General features: G+C 62.1%; 20 protein-coding genes. 11 read left to right on the top strand and 9 right to left on the bottom strand.

Features of this window, described 5'->3' with window-relative positions; translation table 11 throughout:
* Positions 1-178 precede the first annotated feature (178 nt).
* The 5 genes from GSQ83_RS23835 to GSQ83_RS23815 form a co-directional block, all read right to left on the bottom strand.
* A complete protein-coding gene (locus GSQ83_RS23835; RefSeq protein WP_158805367.1) occupies positions 179-751 on the bottom strand; it encodes a TetR/AcrR family transcriptional regulator in 573 nt (190 codons plus the stop codon).
* 60 nt (positions 752-811) lie between these two features.
* Positions 812-4,030: an efflux RND transporter permease subunit gene (locus GSQ83_RS23830; protein WP_158805366.1), complete on the bottom strand. Its 3,219-nt coding sequence runs from the start codon at positions 4,028-4,030 to the stop codon at positions 812-814.
* Positions 4,031-4,055: 25 nt separating this feature from the next.
* Positions 4,056-5,300: an efflux RND transporter periplasmic adaptor subunit gene (locus tag GSQ83_RS23825; protein ID WP_158805365.1), complete on the bottom strand. Its 1,245-nt coding sequence runs from the start codon at positions 5,298-5,300 to the stop codon at positions 4,056-4,058.
* A 209-nt stretch (positions 5,301-5,509) separates the two neighbouring features.
* Positions 5,510-5,899, bottom strand: a complete 390-nt coding sequence (locus GSQ83_RS23820; RefSeq protein ID WP_158805364.1) for a YidH family protein — start codon at positions 5,897-5,899, stop codon at positions 5,510-5,512.
* A gap of 114 nt (positions 5,900-6,013) precedes the next feature.
* On the bottom strand, positions 6,014-7,525 hold the full coding sequence (locus tag GSQ83_RS23815; protein ID WP_158805363.1) for an arylsulfatase: 1,512 nt from the start codon (positions 7,523-7,525) through the stop codon (positions 6,014-6,016).
* A 172-nt stretch (positions 7,526-7,697) separates the two neighbouring features.
* On the opposite strand from GSQ83_RS23815, the gene GSQ83_RS23810 reads away from it, so the two are divergent.
* The 4 genes from GSQ83_RS23810 (at position 7,698) to GSQ83_RS23795 (ending at position 12,498) form a co-directional block, all read left to right on the top strand.
* Entirely contained in the window at positions 7,698-9,119 is a 1,422-nt protein-coding gene (locus GSQ83_RS23810; protein ID WP_254065874.1) for a CoA transferase, read from the top strand.
* Between the two features lie 416 nt (positions 9,120-9,535).
* Positions 9,536-9,835, top strand: coding sequence for a PRC-barrel domain-containing protein (locus GSQ83_RS30120; RefSeq protein ID WP_216850539.1), 300 nt, complete (start codon positions 9,536-9,538; stop codon positions 9,833-9,835).
* Positions 9,832-11,055, top strand: coding sequence for an MFS transporter (locus GSQ83_RS23800; RefSeq protein ID WP_158805361.1), 1,224 nt, complete (start codon positions 9,832-9,834; stop codon positions 11,053-11,055). Before GSQ83_RS30120 ends, GSQ83_RS23800 begins: the two co-directional genes overlap by 4 nt.
* Before the next feature lie 156 nt (positions 11,056-11,211).
* Positions 11,212-12,498: an MFS transporter gene (locus GSQ83_RS23795; protein ID WP_254065873.1), complete on the top strand. Its 1,287-nt coding sequence runs from the start codon at positions 11,212-11,214 to the stop codon at positions 12,496-12,498.
* A gap of 4 nt (positions 12,499-12,502) precedes the next feature.
* Here GSQ83_RS23795 and GSQ83_RS23790 read toward each other — a convergent pair whose 3' ends face one another.
* From GSQ83_RS23790 to GSQ83_RS23780, 3 genes are all read right to left on the bottom strand, one after another.
* A complete protein-coding gene (locus tag GSQ83_RS23790) occupies positions 12,503-13,876 on the bottom strand; it encodes a sorbosone dehydrogenase family protein (protein ID WP_216850537.1) in 1,374 nt (457 codons plus the stop codon).
* A 70-nt stretch (positions 13,877-13,946) separates the two neighbouring features.
* Positions 13,947-14,459 carry an MEKHLA domain-containing protein gene (locus GSQ83_RS23785; protein ID WP_158805359.1) on the bottom strand — a complete coding sequence of 171 codons (513 nt, stop codon included), beginning with the start codon at positions 14,457-14,459 and terminating at the stop codon, positions 13,947-13,949.
* 145 nt (positions 14,460-14,604) lie between these two features.
* Positions 14,605-15,216 (bottom strand): DUF1684 domain-containing protein, encoded by a 612-nt coding sequence (locus tag GSQ83_RS23780; protein WP_158805358.1) that lies wholly within the window; start codon positions 15,214-15,216, stop codon positions 14,605-14,607.
* Between the two features lie 142 nt (positions 15,217-15,358).
* Here GSQ83_RS23780 and GSQ83_RS23775 point away from each other — a divergent pair, with 142 nt between their 5' ends.
* The 7 genes from GSQ83_RS23775 (at position 15,359) to larB (ending at position 22,297) form a co-directional block, all read left to right on the top strand.
* Positions 15,359-16,372 carry an alpha/beta fold hydrolase gene (locus GSQ83_RS23775; protein ID WP_158805357.1) on the top strand — a complete coding sequence of 338 codons (1,014 nt, stop codon included), beginning with the start codon at positions 15,359-15,361 and terminating at the stop codon, positions 16,370-16,372.
* Positions 16,373-16,429: 57 nt separating this feature from the next.
* Positions 16,430-16,996 (top strand): RNA polymerase sigma factor, encoded by a 567-nt coding sequence (locus tag GSQ83_RS23770; RefSeq protein WP_216850535.1) that lies wholly within the window; start codon positions 16,430-16,432, stop codon positions 16,994-16,996.
* A complete protein-coding gene (locus GSQ83_RS23765) occupies positions 16,984-17,757 on the top strand; it encodes an anti-sigma factor (protein WP_158805356.1) in 774 nt (257 codons plus the stop codon). The genes GSQ83_RS23770 and GSQ83_RS23765 overlap by 13 nt, the downstream gene beginning before the upstream one ends.
* Positions 17,758-18,352: 595 nt before the next feature.
* Complete coding sequence (gene larA / locus GSQ83_RS23760) at positions 18,353-19,672, top strand: nickel-dependent lactate racemase (RefSeq protein ID WP_158805355.1); 1,320 nt, start codon at positions 18,353-18,355, stop codon at positions 19,670-19,672.
* A complete protein-coding gene (locus GSQ83_RS23755) occupies positions 19,669-20,859 on the top strand; it encodes a LarC family nickel insertion protein (protein ID WP_216850532.1) in 1,191 nt (396 codons plus the stop codon). Before larA ends, GSQ83_RS23755 begins: the two co-directional genes overlap by 4 nt.
* Positions 20,856-21,632, top strand: coding sequence for an adenine nucleotide alpha hydrolase (locus tag GSQ83_RS23750; protein WP_158805354.1), 777 nt, complete (start codon positions 20,856-20,858; stop codon positions 21,630-21,632). The genes GSQ83_RS23755 and GSQ83_RS23750 overlap by 4 nt, the downstream gene beginning before the upstream one ends.
* Positions 21,629-22,297: a nickel pincer cofactor biosynthesis protein LarB gene (gene larB / locus GSQ83_RS23745; RefSeq protein WP_158805353.1), complete on the top strand. Its 669-nt coding sequence runs from the start codon at positions 21,629-21,631 to the stop codon at positions 22,295-22,297. Before GSQ83_RS23750 ends, larB begins: the two co-directional genes overlap by 4 nt.
* Before the next feature lie 35 nt (positions 22,298-22,332).
* Here the strand turns inward: larB and GSQ83_RS23740 are convergent, their stop codons facing one another.
* Positions 22,333-23,460, bottom strand: coding sequence for an iron-containing alcohol dehydrogenase (locus tag GSQ83_RS23740; protein ID WP_158805352.1), 1,128 nt, complete (start codon positions 23,458-23,460; stop codon positions 22,333-22,335).
* Positions 23,461-23,471: the final 11 nt, after the last annotated feature.

Genomic DNA, 23,471 nt, shown 5'->3' with positions numbered 1-23,471 from the left:
CTGCCGGCGGGGCCTATGTTTTGGACCTCCGCGCGCCCGTCCGGCGTCGGGCGCCTCCCTTGGCAACGAAGTCTAGCCGGTTTTGCGGCACTTGCGAGTCTTGGGAATGGATCAGCCTCGCCGAGAGGGCGCCGGAAGCAGGCCCGCTTCAAACCGGCTTGGCCTTAGCTCTTGCGGGTCAGACCAGAATGCTGCCAAAGGCGACGTCGAAGAAGTCGTCGAAGGGCGACCGGTTTTTCACCACGCTTTGTCGGGTGATGGCCCCTTGCCAGGCATTGATCAGGAACCGGGCAACGGTCTCGGGATCCTTGTTGGCCGATAGTGTTCCATCGGCCTGCGCCTCGCTCAGCACTTTGGCAATCGCGGCGGTCCAGCTATTTAGCCCGTCGCATATCGCCGCACGCATCGCCGGATGTTCCCCGCACATGTCGGAGCCGAAATTCCCCACAACGCATCCGCGATCGAAACCCCAATCCTCATACTTCTTTGCAAGAAACTCGAAGTGCCGGCGTAGGCGTTCCAACGGCGGGCCGGCCCCCTCGAAAAGCATTTCGAGTTTGCTCTCATTCCTGTAACGGGAGAGCACTTCCAGCGCCAAGGACTCCTTGGTTTTGAAGTGGCTGTAGAAGGAGCCCTTCGGAACACCGGCCGCGTCGGTAATATCCTGGACGCTGCAGCCGCTGAACCCCTGAAGGTGAAAGCGCTCCAGGGCTGCATCGACGATCCGGTCGCGGAGACTTGGCCGAGCCACGTCATCCCTCCTACGCCACGTTTAGCCGTGAGGTTCAAATACGACCAGTCATATTGCCTTTCAAGTTCTTACGGGCTCCAGGACCGGCGCGGGCTGAGGCTTGTAGGCTGGTACCTCAACGGGCTCGGGCAGCGGATGCCGCTTCAGCGGACGGTTTCCGGCGAGACGGCGCAGGAGAACGTAGAAGACTGGGGTAAGGAACAGACCGAAAGCCGTGACGCCGATCATGCCGGAGAACACGGCGACACCCATGGCATGCCGCATTTCCGCCCCCGCGCCGGTCGAGAGAACCAGCGGCAAGACGCCCATGATGAAGGCCACCGAGGTCATCAAGATAGGTCTCAGCCGCAACCGGCTCGCCTCGATCGCAGCGGCAATCGGTTTGCGGCCCGCGAATTCCAGCTCGCGCGCGAATTCCACGATGAGAATGGCGTTCTTCGCCGACAGCCCGACCAAAACAATCAGGCCGATCTGGGTGAAGACGTTATTATCCCCCTTCGTCAGCCAAACGCCTGTCATGGCCGCGAGCAAGCCCATTGGCACGATCATGACGATGGCGAGCGGCAATGTCAGGCTTTCGTACTGCGCTGCCAAGACCAGGAACACGAGCAGCAGCGACAGCGGGAAAATGAGGATCCCGGAATTCCCCGCCAAAATCTGCTGATAGGTCAGATCCGTCCATTCATAGGCGAAGCCCTTGGGCAGAGACGCCGCCGCAACGCGCGCAACCGCATCCTGCGCCTGTCCCGAGGAATAGCCCGGCGCCGCCGCTCCATTTACGTCGGCCGACAAGAACCCGTTGTAGCGCATCGCGCGCTCAGGCCCCGCGCTCAGCCTTACGCGCAGCACAGCGGCGAGAGGCACCATCTTGCCCGAAGCCGAACGAACCTTCAGCCGGCCGATATCTTCCGCATGTTCGCGAAACTTCGCATCGGCCTGAACGCGCACGGAATAGGTCCGGCCGAAAATGTTAAAGTCGTTGACGTAGAGCGAGCCCAGGTAGACTTGCAGCGTGTCGAACACATCCGGCACGGCAACGCCGAGCTGCTGGGCGCGCACTCTGTCGATATCGACGTAAAGCTGCGGAACATTGACTTGATAGCCTGTGAACAGGCCCGCGAGTTCCGGCGCTTTCGCGGCCGCGGCGAGGAAGGCTTTCGTCGCCTGATCGAGCGCCGTGTAGCCCAAGCCGGCACGGTCTTCGATCTCCAGTTTGAAGCCGCCAATCGTTCCAAGGCCCTGTACCGGCGGCGGCGGAAAGACCGCGATAAACGCATCATCGATGCTCGAGAATTCTCCGTTGAGCCGTCCCGCAATGGCGCCGGCCGACAGAGGCGCCGTCTTGCGCTCCTCGAATGGTTTCAGTGGAACAAAGACAACGCCAGCATTGGAACTATTGGTGAAGCCGTTGATCGACAGACCGGGGAAGGCCACGGTGTTCTGCACGCCCGGTTGCTTCAGAGCGATGTCGCCCATCCGGCGAATGACAGATTCCGTGCGGTCCAAACTCGCGCCATCAGGAAGCTGAGCAAAGCCCACCAGATACTGCTTGTCCTGAAGCGGCACGAAGCCACCAGGAACAACGCGGAACAGAAGGGTCGCAACCCCGACCAGCACGAGGTAGACCACCATCATCATCGACTTCTTCGAGATGACGCCGGCCACGCCGCCGCTATAGGCATTGGCGCCGGCATTAAAGACGCGATTGAACCCGCGGAACAGCCAGCCCAGCACCGCATCAAGCACTCGCGTGAGCCAATCCTTCGGCGCGCCGTGCTCCTTCAGCAACAGCGCCGCTAAAGCAGGCGAGAGCGTCAGCGAGTTGAAAGCGGAGATGACCGTCGACATGGCAATCGTCAGGGCGAACTGCTTGTAGAACTGCCCGGTCAGGCCGCCGATAAACGCCAGCGGCACGAAAACAGCGACCAGCACCAGGGCGATCGCCACGATCGGCCCCGACACTTCCCGCATCGCCTTATAGGCGGCCTGACGCGGCAGGTAGCCTTGCTCGATATTCCTCTCGACATTCTCGACCACGACAATTGCGTCATCGACGACAATGCCTACCGCCAGCACGAGGCCGAAAAGACTGAGGGCGTTGATGGAGAAGCCAAAGAGATGCATCGCCCCGAAGGTGCCGATAATCGACACCGGCACGGCGACCAGGGGGATGATCGAGGCACGCCAAGTCTGCAGGAACAGTACCACCACGATCACCACCAGGACTATGGCCTCGAGCAGGGTGTGAACAACGGCTTGGATTGACGCTCGAACAAACTGCGTTGTGTCGTAGACGATCTCGTAATCCACGCCCGCCGGCATGTTCTGCTTTAGCTCGGTCATCAGCCGGCGAACGTGGTCGGCGATCTGAATCGCGTTGGAGCCCGGCGCCTGGAAGATCGGTATGGCGACAGCCGTCTTGTTGCCGAGCAAAGAGCGAAGAGAGTAGTCGGCGGCGCCCAACTCGACGCGTGAAACGTCGCCGAGTCTCGTGACCGCGCCATCATCGCTGGTTTTGACGACGATATTGGCAAATTCTTCCGTGGATTGCAGGCGCCCTTGGGCATTGACGGAAAGCTGAAGACTGAGGCCCGGAACGGAGGGCGAGCCGCCAATCACACCGGCCGCCGCCTGCACGTTCTGGGCGCGCACTGCCGACACCACGTCATCGGCGGAAAGCCCATGCTCCGCCATTTTCTGTGGATCGAGCCACACGCGCATCGCGTAGTCACCCGAGCCGAAAAGCTGGACGTCGCCCACGCCATCGATGCTGGCCAGACGGTCCTTCACGTTGAGAACTGCATAATTGCGCAGATAGGTCGCGTCGTAGCGGCCATCCGGCGAGAGAAGATGCACCACCATCATCAGATCCGGCGAGCTCTTGAGCGTCGTCAGACCTAAAGCGCGCACCGCATCCGGCAACCGCGCCTCGGCTTGAGAGACGCGGTTCTGCACCAACTGCTGGTCCTTATCCGGGTCGGTGCCGAGCTTGAACGTCACAGTCAGGGTCATTAGCCCATCCGTCGTGGCCTGGCTGCTCATGTACAGCATGCCCTCGACGCCTTCGATCTGCTCCTCGATGGGCGTCGCGACGGTTTCGGCGATCACTTTCGGGCTGGCGCCGGGGTAATTCGCTCGGACCACCACCTGCGGCGGCACAACTTCGGGATATTCCGAAATCGGGAGCGCGCCCAGCGCCAGCAAGCCGGCGATGAAGATGAGCGTCGACAGGACCCCCGCGAACACCGGCCGGTCGATGAAGAACTTGGAGATGTTCATGGTGTGTCCGGAAGAACTCTTGTGATCAACCCGAAGGCAGGCTGGCGCTATGAGACGGGGTCATCGCGACGAGATGCGGCGCCACGAGAGAGCCGGGGCCGATACGCTGTAACCCACCCACCACGATCCGCTCGCCGGCGCTGAGGCCCTGCGTGATGACGCGTTGGCCGTCGATCACCGGGCCGAGCTGCACCTGGCGATAAACCGCCCGGCTATCGCCGCCGACGACCATCACGAAGCGGCGATCTTGATCCGTGCCGATTGCACTTTCGTCGATCGCGATAGTCGGCGCAGTCGTGGCTTCGCCCATGCGCATCCGCGCGAATTGGCCAGGCATCAGCCTGCCGTCCGCGTTATTGAAAATAGCGCGAACCCGCACGGTTCCGCTGCCTCTATCGACCAAATTGTCGATGAGTTGCAGTCTGCCCTGCTGTGGTGTGCCCTCCTCGGCGAGCGTGCCCATCTGCACGGGAATGAGGCCGATCTCGCTATCGAAGTCGTGGCCACCAGGCAGCGTCGCTAGAGCCTGCTCAACGGAGTGCTCATCCGCATCGAAACTGGCGTAGATCGGGTCGACGGAAACAAGCGTCGTCAGCACAGGAGCGCTTGGGCCAGCCGCGACGAGATTGCCAGGAGTTACTTCGATTCGACCAACGCGTCCGGCTATCGGCGCCCGGACGTCCGTCCAATCGAGGTTCAGCTTGGTCACGTCCAACGCCGCCTGCTTATCGTGGAGATTTGCCTCGGCGGCGTGAAATTCATTGACGCGCTGATCGACCTCGGCTTGCGGGGTCGCCCCTGAGCCGACGAGAGCCAGGCCGCGTTGCTGCTCCCTCGCGGCCAAAACGAGCCGAGCTGCCGCCGCGGCGACCTCAGCCTCGGCGCTCTGCACCTCGGCTTGGAAAGGCGCTGGATCGATCGTGAAAAGCAGGTCGCCCTTTCTGACCAACGCCCCTTCGCGGAAATGCGCCGCTATGACGGCACCGGCCACACGGGGTCGGATTTCAACTTGGCCGACCGCCTCGAGCCGGCCTGAGAAGTCGGCCCAAATCGCGGCGTCCCGCTGCGTGACTTCGGCGACCGAAACCGGCATGGCTGAAGGTGCCGCGACGGCGACCGCCGTTGCGGAGGCAAACTGCGGTGAAAACTCGTAAGCGGTCCCGGCGCCAAGAGCGACAGTGACCAGAAGACCGGCTCCCCAAGCCAAACGGCCAACCCGGCTACGCGGGGCTTTGAGTTCGATGTCAGACGCCAGTTCGGGTTCAGTCATAATTGCCTCCTTGGCGCTAGCGGGCTGAGCAGTCCCGATGGGACCGCCGAAGCTATGACGCGATGCAGCAATATGGACGGTCGTATTGGAGCTGGCAAGGGGTTTTTGTCTGGTTTGTAACAGCGCGGCGATACATCACTCCATTATTGGATAGAGCGCTTTGAGGTTAGGCCTGCGGAGGTTCCGCAGACGCCAGGGCGTAACGGTCCTCACAAGAAGACGGCGACCAGACCGAAAACGCCGATCAGGAGAAGCATGCAGGCCACCGCGACCGCGATCGGCCGCATGGCGCTGTAAGCGAAATCCGGCTGACTGAGGCGGTTCAAAATACGAACGTGCTGAACGACCGCCGCAAGCAGACCAAAAAGGCCGACTACCATGAAACTGGCACCAAAGATCAGAGTCGTGTGCGCCGGATTGAGGGAAGTGTGTAAACCAGCGGCGTTCATGTAAGCGGAAAGCCTGCCGATACCGAAACCAAAACCGATCAGCGAAAGGGCCGTGCGGATCCAGGCCATGAGCGTCCGGTCCGCCGCCTCGCGGTTGCGTTCCTTCGCCAATTCATTGGCGATATTGCCGACAACAGGTTTGTCGATCATAGGTAATTCCAACTGGTCCTGTGCGTGTTCGACACTCCACACCGAGCGACCGCACCTGCGGGGATCACGGCTTTTCCTTCTGAGGAAAAGCCGTGACCGCTAGTGATCAAACTGTCAGACCGCGTTTGATGCCGCTTTTATTGCGTGCTCGATCATTGCGCCCGGATTGAAATCCGGTGGCGCTTGGCGAGGGGGGAACTCGGTAAATGTCTCGGCATGCTGTTTCAAAATGTAGCCTGCTGGCATAATCGTCCAGAGCTTCTCGCCAGCGTAAAGTGGGTAACCCGGGGCATCCATATGCTGCTCGAATGGATCAACCCGAAGATTGACCGGCCTGGGAACCGTCGGCTTCATCGATTGCCCGGCGAACCAGTCATTCTTGATAAGAAAATGGATTTTCCAATTCTGGTAGCGAAGAGCGAAAAGCTCGTGCTCACCATAGTAGAAAAACGCGTGCCTCGCCGAGTCTTCAGTCTCGCCCGTCAGATAGGGAAGCTGGTTGTAGCCGTCCAGGTGGACGCGAAAATGTTTTGAGCCGGCCTGATAGCCTTTGAGCAGCTGCTCCTTGATATCCGGAACACCGACCGCAGCCATCACCGTCGGCACCACATCCTCCAGCGAGAAGATACCGTTGCGAACTTGTCCCGGAGCGATGTTCCCGGGCCAGCGCATTACGAAGGGAGCCCTGAACCCACCTTCCCAGCCCAGTCCTTTCTCTCCACGGAACGGCGATGTGCCGCCGTCGGGCCAGCTAAATTTCTCGGCACCATTGTCCGTCGTGAAAATTACAATCGTATTGTCGGCAATGCCCAGGCTCTCTAGCTTGTCGAGCAACTCCCCAACCACCCAATCGAGTTCCTGCATGCCATCCGCGTAAAGACCGAACTTGGTCTTGTCCTTCCAGCGCTCTGACAGACGGGTCCAGACATGCATTCTGGTCGTGTTGTGCCAAAGCAGGAATGGCTTGTCCGCCGCATGGGCGCGATCGATGAAATCGAGCGAACGCGCAAGAAGATCATTCTCAACCGTTTCCATGCGCTTGCGCGTCATTGGTCCGGTATCCTTGATGGTCTGCTTGCCTACCTTCCCGAAACGAGGATCTTCGGTCGGGTCGTCAATAGCAGTCGCCCGGCAATCCAGCACGCCACGCGGTTTGAAAAAATTCTGAAATGCTGGATGGTCTTTTGGATAGTCCGGCTGCTCCGGCTCCTCTTCGGCGTTCAGATGATAAAGATTGCCAAAAAACTCGTCGAAACCGTGAACCGTCGGTAGAAACTCGTTGCGATCGCCCAGGTGATTCTTGCCAACCTGAGCGGTCAAATATCCTTCGGGTTTCAGCAGTTCCGCCAGCGTCGGGTCTTCCGGCTGAAGCCCTTGCGGAGCACCCGGCAATCCGACCGTGGTCATACCCGTTCTCATCGGAAGCTGACCGGTGATGAAGGCGGCTCTGCCCGCCGTACAGCTCGCTTGCGCATAGCAGTCCGTGAGCATGACGCCTTCTTTCGCGATGCGATCGATGTTGGGAGTGGCCCCGCCCATCATCCCGCGATGATAGGCGCCGATGTCAAACCACCCAATATCATCCGCGAGAATCAAGAGAACATTGGGCTGTTTCTTTTTGGCCATGGCATCCGTTACTCCTCTATGAGCTACTATTGACGTCGGACTATTCCGTGTCCACCGTTTTGCGGTGGCATTGCGTTTCGTCTTGCGTCCGTCCTCGCGCGTGAAACTTCGATTGACGTTTTGATCGATACGTCATGATGTTCCCTTGGTCACGACGCCGCGGAGAATGCCGATGGAGGGTGAAACGAAGCCGGCCTCGCTGTCCCCCAGCGCAAAGCCAGCCTCGGAAGCCGCCAACCTCTTGCGCGAGATTTGGCGGGCGACAGGCGATGGCGGATGGGAGTCCCGCGTCGAATTCACGAGCGCGGGCGACCTGCCATCCGTCTTCGCGGTCAGCGATCTCGCTGCGGCTTCAATCGGCGCCGCAGCACTGGCCATTGCCGAGCACGTCGCGTTGACCGCCTCACGACCGCCAACCGTCAGCGTCGATCGGCGGCTTGCGTCATTTTGGTTCGCCTCATCGATCGAGCCCGATGGCTGGGCGCCGCCGCCGGCCTGGGACCCGATCGCTGGTGACTATGTTACGGCCGATGGCTGGATCAGGCTGCACACCAATGCGCCGCACCACCGCGCGGCAGCCCTGGCGGTCCTGGGCACTCCGGCGGAACAGACCATGGTGCGCTCCGCCGTCATGCGCTGGAAGGCCGATGAACTCGAAGCGGCCGTGATCGCGCGGGGCGGCTGCGCGGCGACAATGCGCTCGCCCGCCGCGTGGGCGGACCATCCGCAAGGAAAGGCCGTGATCGCGGAGCCGCTCGTACAATCCGGGACGACCGGCACCGCTACACTCGAACGCCGAGCCTTTGAGGACGGGCGGCCGCTCGCCGGTGTACGGGTGCTGGACCTCACGCGGGTGCTCGCCGGTCCCGTCGCGACCCGCTTCCTCGCGGGCTTCGGGGCTGATGTGCTGCGGATAGACCCACCAGAATGGGATGAGCCAAGCCTCGCGCCAGAAGTGACGCTCGGCAAGCGGTGCGCCCGGCTCGATCTGCGGAATCCTGGCAGCCGAGACGCTCTGCTTGAGCTTCTGGCCAGCGCCGATGTCATCGTTCATGGCTATCGGCCAGACGCGCTCGAACGGCTTGGGCTCGGAGCGGAGACGCGGGCTCGCGTTCGGCCCGGCACCATCGACGTATCGCTCGATGCCTATGGCTGGACCGGTCCCTGGGCGGGCCGGCGCGGCTTCGATAGCCTCCTCCAGATGAGCACGGGCATAGCCTTCGAGGGCATGGAACGCTTCGGCAAAGATCGGCCGACGCCATTGCCGGTTCAGGCGCTCGACCACGCGACGGGCTATATCATGGCGGCCGCTGTCGTGCGCAGCCTGACTAGGCGCCGGGCCGGCGGCGTCGGCTCGATCGCGCGCGTGTCACTTGCCCGGACGGCCGCCTTGCTTTCCAACGCCCCACGCCTCGAAAACGTCCAGCCGTTGCAGAAGCTCGACACCCGCGACTTCGACGCGCGGATCGAAGTGACGCCCTGGGGCCCTGCCCGCCGCCTCCATCCGCCGGTAACGATTGGAGGCGCGGCGATGCGTTGGCAGAGCCCGGCGACAGACCTCGGGTCGTCACCGCCACGCTGGCAAGTTTCGTGACTACTCGCTCAAACTGAGCCGCATCGTTTGGGATCCGTCGAGGCTCGAAGGCACGGGTGGCGACAATGTCTGACAGCGCGCCAGACGCATATTCGCCGCTGTTCAGTCTCGGCACGTGATGGTGTAAGGCTCACCTTACTGGTGTTGGAGGCCCGATGACACAGGTTCTTCTCGGTAATGTCAGAGCGACGTGCTCCGTCAAAAAGGAGCGTGACCGCTCGAGAGCCTCATGGGCACGCGGCGCGGCGCCTTGCCTGGTTCTTACTCTGTCGCTGGGCACCGTATCGGCATTCGCCCAAACTTCCGATAGCGCCACTGGAGCAACGCAGACACCATCCGTCGCTCCAGCGGTCGCGCAGCAGACCACGCCGCCCTCGCCTAAGCTTGTGCATCTCCCCAAAGCCTATGCTGAAGGATTGCTTGGTCAGCAGGTGCTCGACGGAAAAGGCAACGTGATTGGCGCGATTGTAAACGTGCTGATCAACAAGCGCGGTGTTCCAAAGGCGGCAGTGGTCGAATTCGCGGGCTTCCTTGGTGTCGGCAACCGCGATGTCGCTGTGGAATGGGATGCTTTGCGATTCGCCGTCAACGAGAATGGCATCGCCATCACCGTGATTCTCGATGCCACCAAACTCAAGGCCTTGCCTGAATACAAACCCGACGCGATTTCTGTCCCGGTTGCTACTCAACCCCCCGCGACCAAAGCGACTCCTTGAGCGCCGGGCACGCCTCGCCGCGCAGCTTGCGCGGCCTCGACTTGCTGACATTCTTCGTCGCCGATGTACAGACCGGTTTCGGCCCGTTCATTGCCATCTACCTCACCACCCAGCGCTGGACAGAGCTGCAAATCGGCAGCGTCCTTTCGCTGGGCACAATCGTCGCCATGGCGAGCCAACTCCCCGCTGGCGCCTTGGTGGACGCGATGCGAAGCAAGCGCCTCGCGGCAGCAATTGCGATCGTCGCAATCACCGCAAGCGCTCTGCTTTTTGTATTGGCGCCATCGCAAGCAGGAATCGGCCTTGCCGAGATTCTGCATGGCTTCGCGAGCTGCATGCTCAGCCCCGCGATCGCGGCGATCAGTATAACGATCGTTGGCGGCGCATTACTGGGTGAGCGGCTTGGGCGAAACGCACGCTTTGCCTCGATCGGGAACGGCGTCGCGGCCGCCGCAATGGGTGTATGCGGCTACTATTTCGCACCCGGCTCGGTATTCTGGCTCACCGCTCTGCTCTGCGCGCCTTCGCTGTTCGCATTGTCACGCATCGAATCACGACGCGCCGTGCGTGACGCCCTCGAGCGTGAACGGCCTAAGGCGAGCGCATGGGTCGAGTTGCGGGCTCTTGCCCTGGATCGGAGGCTGCTCGCCTTCATGGCCTGCATCGTCCTGTTCCAAATGGCCGACGCGGCGATGTTGCCCTTCGTTGGCAATGAGATCGCGGGCAAAGCGGGCAGCATCGCCAATCTCGTCATTGCAGCCTGCCTCGTCTGGCCGCAGGTCATCGTCGCCGTCATCTCGCCCTGGGTCGGGCGCACGGCACAACATCGCGGCCGCCGGTTCATTCTCTTGCTGGGATTCGGGGTCGAACCGTTGCGCGGAGTCCTGTTCGCGCTCACCGCATTGCCGATACCGGTTGTCCTAATTCAGGGACTGAGCGGCGTCAGCGCCGCGACAATTGGCGTAACGCTGCCACTCATCGCGGCCGACATCGCGCGCGAGCGGGGGCATTTCAATCTGACGATGGGTGCGATTGGGCTCGCGTCCGGGCTTGGGGCGACGCTGAGCAATGCCGTAACCGGCGAGATCGCCGAGGTAGCGGGAGTGAGGTTGGCGTTCCTGGTGCTCGCAGCGGCGGGCCTTCTGGCAACTATCCTCGTCTGGCTTCTGATGCCAGAGACAGTTGTTCACGAACGTTCAGCCGCTGCTGCGGCGCCGTAGGTCGTTAGCTGCGGGTTACGAAACGTCCAGGCAGCTGAGCCTTCGGATCGCATTTCGGCATGGCCGATGATCTTGAACCCATATGGCACTCGCGCTTGACCCGGCGCCAAATGGGCGCGCGGCGCGGAGAATGAAGACCTTTGGAGCAGCTTGCACGTGACCTCGCTGGAACTCGCTTCTGGGCTTAAACGCGAACTGGTCGATGCGGAAGCGGGAGACGTTCCGCCTGTTGCGCCGGAGAGGGTTCGCGGTCGCCTCGCCGGCCTTATACTTGGTGCGAGCTTGGTCCTGATCGCCTTCAACCTGCGGACGGTGTTTTCAAGTTTCTCGGTGCTATTGCCCGACATCACCCGGCAGACCGGGCTTACCGCCGTGGACGCCAGCTACCTCACCACCTTACCAGTATTGTGCATGGGTGTTTTCGCCCCGGTCGCACCGATCCTGGCCCGTCGCTTTGGCACCGAGCGGACACTGCTAGGAGCGGTCCTTCTACTCGCTTTCGGCACCGCTTTGCGCGGCCTGGGCGCGCCCGCGCTTTTGTTTGTCGCCGCCGCTATCGTTGGCGGCAGCATTGCGGTCGGGAACGTCTTGCTACCCGGCTTGGTGAAGCGGGACTTCCCCAAGCACATCGCACTCCTGACCGGGCTCTACAGCACCGCCCTCTGCATGGGCGCCGCGCTTGCGGCCGCATCCACAGTGCCGATAGAGCGTCTGGCTGACGGATCATGGCGATGGGGTCTAGCGATTTGGGCGGCACCGGCGATGGCCGCGGCCGTGATCTGGGCGCCGCTGGCTTATCGCAAATCGGCCACGCCGCGCCATGCCGGTGCCTCGACACAGAGCCTATGGCGGGACGGACTTGCTTGGCAGGTCACGCTGTTCATGGGTCTGCAATCCGCCCAGGCCTATACTGTTTTCGGGTGGCTTGCGCCTGCTCTGCACGCCCGCGGATTGGACAGTTTTCATGCTGGCCTCGTTGTGTCGGTGTCGGTGGTGGGACAGATGGTCGCCTCCCTGACCGTGCCTTCACTGGCGACCCGTCAGCCGACACAGATTGGCATAAGCCTAATGCTGGTCGTGCTCGCGACGGGCGCTTTTCTCGCTCTGCTGTTCGCGCCACTTTCCATGGTTTGGATCTGGGCCGTGATACTAGGTTTAGGCCAGGGTGGTCTGTTCGCCGTCGCCTTGACCATGATCGTGCTGCGCGCACCGGACGCTCAGGTCGCCGCTCGACTATCCGGGATGGCACAGGGTGTCGGTTACACCCTGGCAGCCGGCGGACCTCTCCTGGCCGGATTGCTGCGTCATTGGACGGGAAGCTTCGCCAGCATGGGGGTGCTCTTCCTAGCGTTTGGTGTCGCAGGGGCTCTTGCCGCGCTGGGCGCTGGGAGAGCGTTGTTTGTAGGGCGCCCTCGCTCGATCAGTAACGGACAAACACCGTAAGCGGCTACTTTGTGCTCCGGCGCGCTCCATACGCCACCCGCCAAATCACACCCCCGCCATCGTCGGTGATGAGCAGGGCGCCGTCATGTGCCACCGCGATACCGACGGGCCGCCCCCAAACGCCGGAATCGCTGGCGACGAAGCCGGTCAGGAAATCCTGGTAGACGCCCTCCGGAATTCCATCGTGCAACGGGATGCGAATCACCTTGTAGCCGGTGCGGCCTGCGCGATTCCATGACCCGTGAAGGGCAACGAACGCATCCCCCGTGTATTCAGATGGAAAAGCGGCCACGCCCACACCCTGATAGAATGCCATGCCTAGGGGTGCCGAATGCGTCTGGATCAGCACATCCGGCACGTCCACCCGACCGGCAAGATCCGGACGCTCCCCGGCGTGGCGGGAATCTTGGTGATCGCCGATATAGAACCAGGGCCAGCCATAAAAGCCACCCTCTCGCACCCGGGTCACGTAGTCGGGCGGCACATTGTTTCCCAAGCCGTCGCGCTCATTGGTCGAGCACCAAACATCGCCGGTCCGCGGGTTCACCGCCAACCCCGCGCAGTTGCGCAAACCCGTCGCGAAGACATGGCGGTTACCGCCGCGAGGGTCGAAGGCGAGTACATCCGCGCGCTGAGCCTCATTGCCCCAGCTTGCGCCCACACCGTATCTGGACTCATTCGCAGCAATCGCCGCCGAGCCCAGAGGTCCCATGTCTTCCGCATCATTCGACCCCGAACCGACAGAGACATACATCAACTTCCCGTCCCGGCTGAACGCCAGGTCACGCGTCCAGTGATGGGCCGAGGTTTGGGAGATTTGTGCGACCACAATTTGCGGCTGGCCCATCGCGGCAAGGTCCCCATTCCTATACGGGAACCGAACGACCGAATTGGTGTCCGCGACATACAGCCATTGTGGATTCGGGCCGGGCGGATAGAAACCCATGCCGAATGGGCGATCGAGGCCGCGCGCGAAAACCTCCATCCGCTGAGGCTGCGTCGCCCCGTCGGCGGCCCGCATCACTCGAATGCGATTGGCAATGCTCTCAGCAACGAAGATGTCGCCGTTCGGTGCGACGCGCACAATGCGCGGATTTGTCAGGCCGGCCGCGACCTGAGTGACGGCAAATCCCGCGGGAACTCGAAGCGAACTGGTCGATGGCCGATCCACAATGTCCGGTGCGTTGCTGACGGACCGGCTTTCGGAAGGCGCGGGAATATCCGCAGGCGCTATGCGGCGCGTTACACCGGGCGCATCGCTGCGCCAATCGCCATAGGCTGCACTCCCCATGAGGACAGTCTGCCCAAGAACAGGGCTTGGCCCCAAGAAAGCGCCGGCGACAACGGCGCCAGCGGTGACCATAACGCGACACTTCAATTTCGCCTCCTGATCGAACCCCCGGGCGTTTAGTCGGTAACCTACAAAGCGAGAACGGTGCCCTCGATACTCAGGCGTCGCGCCAGCGGCGATAGGTGGCGGCTTGGCCGAGCACCGCTCCAGCGTCATCGGTAACCTGCCACATGGTCACGTCCTCAATCCAGAAGCGCCGCCCCGACTTGGCGATGCGCAAACCGCGATAGCCCGTCGCGAACCCGTCCCGCGTGACTGCTTCGACCAAGTGCTGCCGCTCGGCTCGATTCGGAGCCTCGGCGGAGAGCCGCGAAGACAGCCGGGTCATCTCGTCCCAACTATATCCGAAACAGGTCTGCGCCGCGCGATTTGCGTAGACAAAGCGCGGATCCGGTGACGTGTTATGGGCGAGCAGGCAAAATGGCGCCTCCTCATAAAGCCATCGCGCCGCGGCCATCGGCTCCAGGTCGGCTGGCGCAAGACTTTCCCTCAGCAGGCGCAGGTAACTACCGGAGAGCAAACCGACGAAGACAAGATCTTGCGCCAATCCAGAATCGCTCGGACCCGGATCATCCGCGTCAAGTCCCGGAATTACACTCGAACCACCCATTCGCAGGACCTCCTCGCCACGACGCAAATTGCTTTGTCGCAATGTTGATTGAGCAATTGCGCTGCCGCCACTGAACTAAGCCGGCCAGGTCTTGCCTTCGTGGCAGGTGAATTGACCGTCGCGCATACGCGCCCCAGATCAGCCGTTAGACGCGGCAGCGTTCACCAGCGCTGATCCCTGCGGATAGACGGTTCTCCCGCGGCGCCAGCGGACATACGTAACGCGGTGAGTGCGCGCATGACGGGGCATAGGAAAAATTGAAATCGAGGATGAGGCTGCCATCAGGCGTTTCGCCTAGGTCAGCGCTTTTGATCGTATCGAGAAGATAGCGGCCCGCTCCGTAGGTTTCGCCTCCGCTGGTAGCATCCGCGAAAGGCAGAAACACGCCGCCGCCGTATCCGCCGATCCAATACAGCGTCAGTTCGCCCCCGAGGCTCGACCTAAGTCCCTCGGTGAGGGCGAAAGGCTCCAGAGTAACGCCGCCATCCTCGCCGGCCGGCAAATCAAGCTTCTTGCCCGCCGCGGGCCGCAGTGTCACCTCGAAGCGAAACCGCGGATCGTATGGGAAAACCTCAGGACCAGGGTAGCCGGTGCGTTCGGCTGATTCTATGGGAGATTGTGGGTGGGTGCGGAATAGCAGCGACCGCACCTCAGACCATTGCCGCCACGCGGCATGAGGGTCAGGATTGGCCCGAACGGCCGCATAGAGGTCGGCAACACGACGCCGCCAATCCCAGAGTTCGACCGTGGCATTCATGCGAAGCACATGTGGCAGCCTAACCCAGCTTCAACCTAAGGCGGCGTGAATCTCGCCATCACCCTTGCCATAAAGCACGTTGCAAGCATGATAGTCACTGGGTCAAGCTCGCTTGGAGTAAAGCACCCATGAGGATAGTGACATGAGCTGGCCGACGAGGCAGGGGTTCTTCGCTCTCGGCGAACTGCCGCTTATGTCCGGTGGCGTTCTCCCCGCCGCCAGGCTCTCCTGGAAGGCGTATGGGACGCTGTCCAGCGCCCGAGACAACGTCGTTGTCTACCCGACGAGCTACAGCGCGCAGCACCAGGATATCGAATGGGCAATAGGACCAAGCAGCGTGCTCGACCCGAATCGCTGGTTCATCGTGATCGCGGACATGTTCGGCAATGGTCTATCCTCTAGCCCGTCGAATACGCAAAACTATCCGGAGCTTGTGACGGCGGAAGACAATGTTTTGGCGCAACAGCGCCTCCTTCGCGAGGTGTTTGGCGTGGATCGCATCGCCTGCGCCTATGGTTTTTCGATGGGAGCCCAGCAGGCTTATCATTGGGCCGCGCTCGAGCCTCATGTCGCGGATCGCGCAATCATCGTCTGCGGCAGTGCGCGAACTTCCGTGCATAATCGTGTCTTCCTCGCGGGGCTGATGGCAATACTCGAAAGCGCACCCGAATACATTGGCGATGGACGTTTCGCATCGGCGCCGAACGCCGCCATCCGCGCTTTCGCCCGCGTCTATGCGGGCTGGGCCATGAGTCAGGATTGGTTTCGCGCCGGGCTTCATCTCAGCAGCACCGGCGCCACCAATCTCGACGCTTTTCTCGATGATCATTGGGAACCCGGTTTCAGGAAATTGAGCGCGGCGGATCTCTACGCGCAGCTCCGGACCTGGTATGCCTGTGATATCAGCGACAATGCACGATACCATGGTGATCTGGCTGCGGCTTTGGCGGCGATCCGGTCCCGCGTTTTGCTCATTCCGAGCGCCACCGACCTCTACTTTCCTGTCGCAGACAATGCCGCAGAATTGGAATGGCTGAGTGCGGCGAAGCTTCGTCCGATACCCAGCATCTGGGGACACGTCGCCGGGGCGCCTTCAGATATACCTGAGGATGCCGCCTTCCTCCGCACTGCCGTTCAGACGTGGCTGAGCGCTTGAAGCAATCAAAAGCCGCCTGCGGACCGTTTTTGCCGAATAATTTTTAGGGCGTGAGTGTTGTCCTCCTACCAGAGGGCGATCTTCATGGAGCCAGAAGTGCGAGTGCATCTGAGCTGGCTACTGCCCAGCATGATCCGCTTCGCGATGACATTGACCCGGTCGCGTCAGGACGCGGACGATCTGGTGCAGATGACCTGCGAGCGCGCCATCAGCCGAGAGGCTCAATGGTCACCGGATACCAAGCTTGAGAGCTGGGTCTTCCGGATAATGCAGACGGTCTGGCTCAATGAACTACGCGCTCGTGGGGTCCGTAATAGGCATAGCGACGCCGGCGAGCCTGACGAGGAGCGCGCGGTTCACGGAGAGCGAATTGTCGAATCGATGCTGGAACTGGATCGGGTCGAGGCGGAAATCTTCTCCTTGCCCGAAGCTGAACGCGTAGTGCTTCTATTGGTTTGCGTCGAAGGGCTGACCTATAGGGAAGCCGCCGAAGTCGCAGGCGTTCCGATCGGCACGATCATGAGCCGACTATCCCGTGCCCGGCTGACGCTTATGGCGAGGCTCGAGGCCACAGAGCGCCCTGCAAGCGCGAATGTGCAGCGGATGTCGATATGTCGGCGCTAGACAAGATAACTCTTTTGGCCTTCTTCGACGGCGAATTGGATCCCGCCACGGCCCGCGGTGTCGCGGAAGTCATCTCGCACGACCCTGCCGCACAAGAAACGGTTCGGCGCCTTCGCCAATCCGCGATGCTGGTACGCAAGGTCTTCGAGCGGCCCGCTTATAGAGACGTTCCGCCGCAACTAGCCAAAATGCTAGAAGGTCCAAAGCGGCGGACGCGATGGCGCTTCGCCCTTCCGATCGCCGCATCCTTTTTGATCGTCGCGATCGGTTTTGGTAGCGGCATCGGCATCGGCCGGATGAGCGCGAGTCCAACTACGAGCTTCAGCGATCGGTTACTCGCGGACATCGCCGAGTATCACGTCGTCTACGCCCAGGAAGGCGAGCATCAGGTCGAGGTGCCGGGCGACCAGCGCGCGCATATCCAGGATTGGTTCGGCAGCCGGCTCCACCGCCAACTGCGCGTACCAGATCTCTCGGGGCGGGGCCTGAGTTTTGTGGGTGCGCGGCTGCTCGTCGTGGACGGTGCACCGGTAGCGCAGCTTCTCTATCGCTGGCCAGGTCTTGATCATGAGCCGCTCGCCCTCTGCGTCACCTATGGCGCGCCGGGCGATCGAGGGCTGCGCGCGGATGAACGCAATGGCCTGCACCAGGTTTTATGGAGACATCATGGCTACACCTATGTGCTGGTTGGTTGGACCAGCGAGGATTTCCTTGCATCGGTCGCGAATGAAATCATGCCCGGGCTCGATAAAATCTCGTGACCGAGAATAAGCTGTTTGCGGCGGGTGTTGTCACAATGGAAGACAGATCGCTTTCTTCTGAGTTCAGGCAAAGCTGAAACACAGAGCAGGATCCGGATTCCGTCGCGCGTACCAACCGTCGGCAAAAGAGGACTCACGCAATGCGCAAGCTTCTTATGATCCTATGTCTCGCGACCTTCGCTACTTCTGTCACGGCAGTCGCGGTTACACCCGCGTTCGCCAGCAGATCCGGCCACGACCATCGAGGACACGACGCGGGCGACGATCACGGACACCACGCTGGGCACGACCATGACCACGGCGGAATGCGTGGCGGCCATCGCTGACCCAGACTCCCATCGGCATTTTGCCAAGGAAAAAGGCGCAACTCTCAGCCTCCTCCGATAGCGTTTCAGACAGTAATTTCAAGCCTCCAGGGGTCCGGGTCGGCCGATCCGGACCCCTTACAAGCGACCTTCGCTATGCGCAGGGCGCCACCCAGCAGCCTCCGTATTGCTTTCGAACAGACAGTTGGATACCGATCCCGGTCATCAAACCTGTATACTGAGATTTAGGGGCAGGCCCTCTCGGCATACGGCAAGGACAGGGTGGGGGCATGGCAGGCGAAACGATCCAACTCCTCTTCGGGAAAGGCCATCTGCCGGTCAATCTGCCCGAAGGCGCCAAGGCGACGATCATCCGCAAAGGCGTGCTCCCCAAACTCTCGGACGGACCGGCGGCCATCCGCCAAGCCCTGAACGCGCCAATCGGCTCCCCATCGCTCCGTGTCCTCGCACGCGGGCGACGCAGTGCCTGCATTTTGATCTGCGATATCACACGCCCAGTGCCTAACCAGCTCTTTCTTCGCCCTATGATCGAGACGATGGTTGAGGAAGGCATTCCGCTGGACGCGATCACCGTTCTGGTCGCGACTGGCCTGCATCGCCCCAACGAAGGCGAGGAACTCGCCGAACTCGTCGGCGACCCCTGGGTCATGGCCGAAGTCCGTGTCGAAAACCACTTCGCCCGCGATGAGGGGGCCCATGTCGATCTCGGCGTCACCAAGACCCGTGGTACACCGATCAAGATAGACCGCCGCTTCGTCGAGGCTGACCTGCGTATCGCAACCGGCCTCGTCGAGCCACATTTCATGGCGGGATGGTCCGGCGGCCGCAAGGTGGTGGCACCGGGCGTCGCCCACCACGAAACGATCCGGACCTTCCACTCGGCCCGCTTCATGGAAGATCCTTTGGCCATCCAATGCAATCTCGTAGGCAACCCGCTCCATGAGGAGCAATTGCAGATCGTCGAACGCCTGGGCGAGATCTACGCCCTCAACACTGTGCTCGACGAGGATCGCGACCTCGTCTGCGTCACTTTCGGCGAGATCATCGCGAGCCACATGGCCGCCGTCGATTTCGTCAAGACCGCGACCCGCATCGAGGTACCCCGTCGCTACAAGACCGTCGTCACCTCATCGGCCGGCTATCCCCTGGACAAAACCTATTACCAGACGATCAAAGGCATGGTGACGCCGCTCGACATACTCGCCCCCGGTGGCACGCTCATCATCGCCTCTGCGTGTTCGGAGGGTTTCGGCTCACATGAATTCCGCGCCGCGCAGGAACGTCTGGTCGCCCTGGGGTCCGAGCGTTTCCTTGCCACGCTGACGGCAAAATCCCTTGCCGAAATCGATGAATGGCAAACCGAGATGCAGCTGAAGGCAACACGCCTCGGCAGTGTGGAGCTCTACACGACCGGACTCGATGCCGAGGAACAGCGCATCACAGGTGTTGTCATAGCCACGAACATCGATGCGGCCCTCCGGCAAAGCATCGCGCGTCACGCTGACGAGCACGTCGCCTTTGTTCCCGAAGGGCCTTACCTCGTCCCCGTCTATGCGCCATCCCTGGCGGATGGCCACCTCACGCCTTGACTACGACCACCATTCAGCTCGATGCGGTCGGCGGCATGGCCGGCGACATGTTCGTGGCCGCCATGATCGACGCCCTGCCGGAGTTGCGGGACCGGGCGCTGGCTGACGCAGCCGCCGTGCTGCCACCAGGGGCGGGTACGCCATTGTTGGACAGTGGCACAAGCGGCGGCCTCCGCTGTTTGCGCTTCCGCCTCTCCGGCGCCACCCAACAGACTGACGGAGATCACGCGCACGCTGGCTTTCTCGGCATGGTCGCGCGGATCGAGGATACCGCCCTCGCGAGCGGCACGGCTCCTGAAGCCATCGCAATCCTCCGCCATCTCGCAGAAGCCGAGGCCGCAATCCACGGCGTGCCGCTCGGTGACGTTCATTTCCACGAGATCGGCGACTGGGACTCGCTGATGGATGTGGTTGCCGCCGGCAGCATCGCCGCCGCCTTGCCGGCAGCCCGCTGGACCGTCTCTGACTTGCCACGCGGCGGAGGCCTTGTGCGAACTCAGCATGGCCTATTGCCAGTGCCGGCCCCCGCCACCACCCGGCTGCTCCAGGGCTTCACTTGGCGCGACGATGGGATTAGCGGCGAACGGGTCACACCGACGGGGGCGGCCATCCTTCGCCATCTGGTCGCGAACGCCACGGCTCCTGCTGCAGGCCGCTTGCGCGCGAGCGGCACCGGTGCAGGCACGCGCGATCTGCCCGGGCAACCGAACGTCCTGCGAGTCACCATCTTCGATGAAGTGGCCGGCCCAGCCTCGGATTTCACTATCGGAACTGAGGACATCCTTGTCCTGAGCTTCGACATCGACGATATGACTGGCGAGGAGATCGGGGTGGCGGCCGAACGGTTGCGCCAGCTCGCGGGCGTGCGGGACCTCGTAGTTCTCTCCGCTTTGGGAAAGAAGGGCCGGCCCGTCCATGCCTTCCGGTTGCTCCTACGCTTCGACGATCAGGCAAGCGTTGCTGCCGCCTGCTTCACTGAAACCTCCACGATCGGTCTACGATGGCGGCAGGAGCGGCGCATGGTGCTGGCGCGAGAACTGGGCACGGCGAAGGCGCCAAATGTCAGGGTCAAGACCGCCATCCGCCCGGCTGGCGATAGCCGCAAGGCGGAGAGCGACGACCTCGCCGAAATCGAAGGGCTGGAGTCTCGACGCGCCGCCAAGCGACAGGCTGAGGAAGCAGAATGACCCAGCCGACGCTTGACACCGTGCTCGGCCGCTATCCTCGCCTCGCCATAGCCGTCAGCGGCGGGGTGGACAGCATGACCCTGGCCCATGCGGCCCATCTGCTGGGCATAGCCGAGTTGGTGGTGGTCCACGCAATCTCCCCGGCCGTTCCCAGCCACGCAACCGAGCGCGTGCGTGCCCATGCCGCGCGCAACGGGTGGAAGTTACGCCTGGTGGACGCAGGCGAATTCGACGATCCCGCCTACCGCGCGAACCCTGTCAACCGCTGCTATTTCTGCAAAACCAATCTCTACGGACGAATCTCCCAGGTGACGACGGCACCCATCGCCTCCGGCGCCAACCTGGACGATCTCTTAGACTACCGCCCCGGACTGCAGGCCGCCGCCGAGCACGCCGTGGTGCACCCCTATATCGTGGCTGGCATGGACAAGCAGGCGGTGCGCCGCCTCGCGCGCCAATTCGGGCTCGACGATCTCTCGGAACTGCCCGCCGCTCCCTGCCTTTCCAGCCGCGTGGAGACAGGTCTCGCGATCGAGGCCGAGGATCTCGCCTTTATTGACGCAATGGAGCGCCGCCTCTTTCCAAAAGTGCCGCGAGGCGCCGACCTGCGCTGCCGCATCACCCATACCGGCGTCGTCATCGAGGCCAGCGATACTGAGCACGCCGAAGAACTGATCGCGACGGCACGCAATCTCTGCGCAGAGCAGGGTCGCATCTTCGCTGGCCTGCGGCGCTACCGGCGCGGCTCCGCCTTTCTGCATACGGGGCGATGAGCAACTTCCAATTCGACTGGGAGCGCGAAAGCAGAACAGGCACTGCAGAGGCTGTCCTGTGTGTCGGCAAGACGGACGAGCAGATTGCAGCAATCGCCAACCTGGCAATCCGGGACGATCGCCGTCTACTGCTGACCCGACTTCGCCCGGGCCAAGTCAAGGCCTTGCCCGCGCCGGTACTGACGCGGCTCGATTATGACCCTATCTCGAGCACCGCGATCCTCGGGGCCTTGGCGCCCGAAGACTCGCTGACCGGCGGAGCGCTGGTGGTCGCCGCTGGAACCGCGGATTTAAGCGTAGCGAAGGAAGCGGCGCGCACCCTCGCCTTCCATGGCTATGCGGCGCCTCTCATCGTCGATGTCGGCGTCGCCGGGCTCTGGCGCCTTATGGCGCATCTCGGAGCATTACGCGCGGCGCGCGTTCTGATCGTCGTGGCTGGAATGGAAGGCGCGCTTTTCAGCGTGGTTGCCGGTCTGGTAGAGGCGCCGGTCATCGCCCTCCCCTCCTCCGTTGGCTACGGCGTTTCGGCGAAAGGACGTGCCGCGTTGAGTTCGGCCTTGGCAAGCTGCGCGCCTGGCGTTCTTACGGTCAATATCGACAACGGCTTTGGCGCAGCCGTCGCCGCCATCAAAATCCTCCGTATCGGCACACTGCCAAAACTCTGATGTGCGGCCACCAAGGCGTTTAGCATCCGCCAGATTCAGTTCATCACCTCGGCGAATAGTCGTTCGTAATCCGCAGCCTCCATCGGTCGAGGATTGGTGGCCGAGGAATGATCCTTGACCGCGCCGTCGACCATTTTGGGCAGACAGTCGGCCGGAACACCCATCTCCGAGAGACTTCCCGGAAGTCCCAGCGTGCTGTTCAAGTGAGTGATGAACTCGGCGAGGTCGGCCGTCGGCGGCAGGTTTAGTGCCGCTTTGAGTCGACCGTATTTCTCTTCCGCGAAAGCCTCGTTGTAGCGCAGCACCGCCGGCATGATGACCGCGTTCAGCGTTCCATGATGCAGACGGGGCGACTCCAGGCCTCCCAGCGGATGCGACATGGCGTGCACCGCACCCAGCCCTTTCTGGAAGCACATGCCGCCTTGCAACGCCGCCATCATCATTTCCGAGCGCGCCTCAAGATTGCCGCCGTCAGCGAACGCTTTCGCCAACCAACGTACCCCGCGGCTCAGCCCATCCAATGCGATAGCCTCGGCAGGCGGATTAAAGCGCGGGCTCAGGAACGTCTCTATGCAATGGCTGATCGCATCCATCCCAGTCGCCGCCGTCAACACCGGAGGCAACCCTACAGTCATCTCTGGATCGCAAATCGCCACATTGGGAATCAGGTGCGGCGAGATGAAGCCGAGCTTGCGGCCGTCATTCAGCGTGATCAGCGCCGCACGGCCGACTTCGCTACCGGTGCCCGAAGTGGTCGGGACTGCCATCACAGGGGGCATATCGCGCGTAATGCGCTCCGCACCTCCCAGTATCGCGGAATATTGTTCGAGAGGCTGTGGATGACTGACCAGAAGCGCCACGGCCTTCGCGAGATCGATGGATGACCCACCACCAACCGCGATGATCCCGTCGCACCCCGCGCGGCGATAGACCTCCACGGCCTCTAGCACGGCGGACTCCGTTGGATTCGGGGGCGTCCCATCATAGACGGTGATCGTGCAGGAAAGCCCGGCGGTGACGCGCCCTGCCAGGCCGGCAGCCATCACCCCTTTGTCGGTGATCATCAACGGGATGCTCGACCCCATAGCGCGGAGTTCGTCGGGGACCAGGCTCAGGACACCGGGACCAAACTGGATGCGTGTAAGATAGGTGATCAGGCTCATGCATCGTCTCC

Origin of the sequence: Acidisoma sp. L85 (genome assembly GCF_009765865.1) — a bacterium.
GTDB lineage: Bacteria > Pseudomonadota > Alphaproteobacteria > Acetobacterales > Acetobacteraceae > Acidisoma.
Note: the sequence above shows the minus strand (reverse complement) of the source record. Positions and strands in the feature narration are given on the sequence as shown.